The following is a 3,475-nucleotide window of genomic DNA, read 5'->3' on the forward strand; positions in this document are numbered from 1 at the left end:
GGTATTGGCGGCCTTGAGCATCTGCTCGACAGTCTGCTTGTCGTTCTTCACGAACGGCTGGTTGTGCAGCGAGACTTCCTTGAGGTACTTCTGCACGCCGCCTTCGATGCGCTTGGCAACGATCTCGGCAGGCTGCGGCTTCTTGCCTTCGGCTTCGGCCGTCTTGCGGTCTTCCTCGGCCTTGCCGGCGGCCACTGCGCGCTCTTTTTCGATCAGGTCGGCGGGCACGTCCGATGCCTGGATGGCGACCGGCTTCATGGCGGCGATGTGCATCGCCACATCCTTGGCCGAGGTGTCGTCGCCTTCGAACTCGACCATCACGCCGATGCGCGTGCCGTGCAGGTACGAAGCCAGCTTGCCGTTGCCGGCAAAGTGCTTGAAGCGGCGGAAGCTCATGTTCTCGCCGATCTTGCCGATCAGGCCCTTGCGCACGTCCTCGAGCGTGGGGCCGAAGCCGTCCTGCTCATAGGGCAGCGCGCCGAGCGCGGCGATGTCCGCGGGGTTGTGCTTGGCGACCAGCATCGCGGCAGCGTTGGCCATGGCCAGGAAGCTGTCGTTCTTGGTGACGAAGTCGGTTTCGCAATTGATCTCGATCATGCCGCCGGCAGCGCCGTCGACGAACGCCGTGACCACGCCTTCGGCGGTGATGCGGCCCGATGCCTTGCCAGCCTTGTTGCCGAGCTTGATGCGCAGCAGCTCTTCGGCCTTTTCCATGTTGCCGTCGGCCTCGGTCAGGGCCTTCTTGCATTCCATCATCGGCGCGTCGGTCTTTGCGCGCAGTTCGCCGACCATGCTTGCGGTGATTGCAGCCATTGTTCTATCTCCGTGTCCAAAAAATCAGATTAAAAAAAAGGGGCACCAAGCCCCTTCTTCAGGCGCGTGAGAGCACTCGATCAGGCCGAGGCGCCCTCTTCGACTTCGACGAATTCATCGCTGCCTTCGGCAATGGCCTTGACCACGTCGCCGGTGGCGCTGTTGCGGCCTTCGATGATCGCGTCGGCGATGCCGCGGGCGTAGAGCGTGACGGCCTTCGACGAGTCGTCGTTGCCCGGGATCACGTAGTCGATGCCTTCGGGCGAGTGGTTGGAGTCGACCACGCCGATCAGCGGGATGCCCAGCTTCTTGGCTTCGGCCACGGCGATCTTGTGGAAGCCCACGTCGATCACGAAGATGGCGTCGGGCAGCGCGGTCATGTCCTGGATGCCGCCGATGTCCTTCTCGAGCTTCTCGATCTCACGGGTGAAAGTGAGCTGCTCTTTCTTGCTCAGGCTGTCGAGGCCGGCTTCCTGCTGGGCCTTCATGTCCTTCAGGCGCTTGATCGAGGTCTTGACCGTCTTGAAGTTGGTCAGCATGCCGCCGAGCCAGCGGGTGTCGACGAAAGGCACGCCGGCGCGGCGGGCTTCGGCAGCCACGATTTCACGGGCCTGGCGCTTCGTGCCAACCATCAGGATCGTGCCGCGGTTGGCGGTGAGCTGCTTGGCGTACTTCATCGCGTCCTGGAACATCGGGAGCGACTTTTCCAGGTTGATGATGTGAATCTTGTTGCGATGGCCGAAGATGAATGGGGCCATCTTGGGGTTCCAGAAGCGGGTTTGGTGACCGAAGTGGACACCGGCTTCCAGCATTTCGCGCATGGTGGTAGACATTGAAAATTACTCCAAAGGTTGGGTCTAAAATCCAGCCCGTTTTGCGCTTCCTTCGAATGGAATCACAACACCTTGATTGGGCCGGTTTGCGGATGTGTTTGGCTGGGTGCGACGAAAGCCGTCACATGTTCAGCGAAACCCAAAGAGTATAGCACGGCCCTCTCTCGCCCTTTCTCCTTGCCCACCCCGGAACCGAGCCGTCCGCGCCCTCGCAGCCCACCCATGAACGACCTCCACGCCACCCGTCTGAATCTTCTGGCAGGTGGCACCGATGCATGCACCGAAATGGAGCGCGCCATCGGCATTGCCCAGTCCCCGGCCTGCCGCCACGTGTTCACCCGCACGCTGTTCGACGAAGCCCGCCAGCAGGTCGCCGGTTCGGCGCCGCAAAGCCGGCTCGCCGGGCTCGCCTTCACCGCCAAGGACCTGTTCGACATCGAAGGGCAGCCGACCCCGGCGGGTTCCGTGGTGCTTTCGCATGCGCCGGCCGCCAAGGCCGATGCCGTGGCTGTGGCGCGACTGCGCGCCGCGGGCGGCGTGCTGACGGGCCGCACCAACATGACGGAATTCGCCTTTTCCGGCGTGGGCGTCAACCCGCACCACGGCACGCCGGCCAACGCGAGCGATGCGGCCACGCCGCGCATCCCGGGCGGTTCGTCCTCCGGGGCCGCCGTGTCGGTCGCCACCGGGGCGGCCTTCATCGGCCTGGGCTCCGACACCGGCGGCTCGATCCGCATTCCGGCCGCGCTGAACGGCATCGTGGGCTTCAAGAGCACCGCCCGGCTGGTGCCGACCCAGGGCGCGCTGCCGCTGTCGACCACGCTCGACACCGTCTGCGCCATGACGCGCTCGGTGCGGGATGCCATCACCGCGCATGAAGTCCTCGCGGCACGCCGCGTGACCGCCGGTGCGGCCTCGCTGGGGGCATACCGGCTTGCCGTCGTGAAGAACGTGTTCCTGGACGGCATCGAGCCCGCGGTGGCCCGCGCCTTCGAAGATGCGATGCAAACACTGCGCGATGGTGGTGCCCGGATCGAGGAAATCGAGCTGCCGGAGCTCGCGCAGTTGCAGGCCATCAACGCCACGGGCGGTTTCTCGGCGGCCGAGTCCTACGCCTGGCACCGGCTGCTGCTCGAGCGCAGCGGCGCCGGCTACGATCCTCGCGTGGTGCAGCGCATCCTCAAGGGTGCCACCATGAAGGCGCACGAATACATCGATCTCGTGCATGCCCGCCATGACTGGATCACCCGCGTCGAGGCGGCGCTGTCGCCCTTCGATGCGGTTCTGTCGCCCACCGTGCCGATCACCGCGCCCGCCATTGCGAGCGTTGCGCCGGGCGCCGAGCGCGACGACGAATTCTTCCGCATCAATGCGCTCTTGCTGCGCAACCCGTCGATCGTCAACATGCTCGACGGCTGCGCCATCTCGCTGCCCTGCCATGCCGCCGGCGAACTGCCGGTGGGCCTGATGCTGTGGCATGCCGCGCTGCATGACGACGCCGTCCTGGCGGTCGCCCTGCAAGCAGAAAAAGCGCTGCAAAAACAATAGCCTCGCGCACCGATCGACGGGCGGCGGCCATCTCTTCTTACTCAAAAATTCAATGAAAATCGCGATCGTGGGCGCCGGCATCATCGGCGTCACAACCGCCTGGGAACTGGTTTCGGACGGCCATGAAGTTTCCGTGTTCGAGCGCCGCGGCGCCGCCGCCGAAGAATCCAGTTTTGCGAATGCGGGGGTGGTCGCGCCGGGCTACGTCACGCCCTGGGCGGCGCCGGGCATGCGCGCCAAGGTGCTGCGCTCGCTGCTGTCGCCGCACGGCGCCATCAAGC

The 3,475-nt window shown here is 65.0% G+C and carries 4 protein-coding genes; 2 read left to right on the forward strand and 2 right to left on the reverse strand.

Annotated elements, in window-relative coordinates; genetic code table 11:
- The coding region (gene tsf, locus AC1DOC_RS25045; RefSeq protein WP_478130709.1) for a translation elongation factor Ts at nt 1–813 on the reverse strand (813 nt) is incomplete at its 3' end.
- An 80-nt stretch (nt 814–893) separates the two neighbouring features.
- Entirely contained in the window at nt 894–1,646 is a 753-nt protein-coding gene (rpsB, locus tag AC1DOC_RS25050; RefSeq protein WP_012747707.1) for a 30S ribosomal protein S2, read from the reverse strand.
- A gap of 222 nt (nt 1,647–1,868) precedes the next feature.
- Here rpsB and AC1DOC_RS25055 point away from each other — a divergent pair, with 222 nt between their 5' ends.
- Both AC1DOC_RS25055 and AC1DOC_RS25060 read left to right on the forward strand, forming a co-directional pair.
- The gene (locus tag AC1DOC_RS25055) at nt 1,869–3,194 is read left to right on the forward strand and encodes an amidase (RefSeq protein WP_018905022.1); all 1,326 of its coding nucleotides are present in this window, start codon (nt 1,869–1,871) and stop codon (nt 3,192–3,194) included.
- A 52-nt stretch (nt 3,195–3,246) separates the two neighbouring features.
- Nucleotides 3,247–3,475, forward strand: a 229-nt coding sequence (locus tag AC1DOC_RS25060) for an FAD-dependent oxidoreductase (protein WP_478130710.1), incomplete at its 3' end; no start/stop codon positions are given.

This window comes from Variovorax sp. 01T439_2, from assembly GCF_056398445.1.

Coding starts and splice junctions, on each gene's coding strand:
- rpsB (WP_012747707.1), bottom strand. CDS start 1,646: ATGTCTACCACCATGCGCGAAATGCTGGAAGCCGGTGTCCACTTCGGT.
- AC1DOC_RS25055 (WP_018905022.1), top strand. CDS start 1,869: ATGAACGACCTCCACGCCACCCGTCTGAATCTTCTGGCAGGTGGCACC.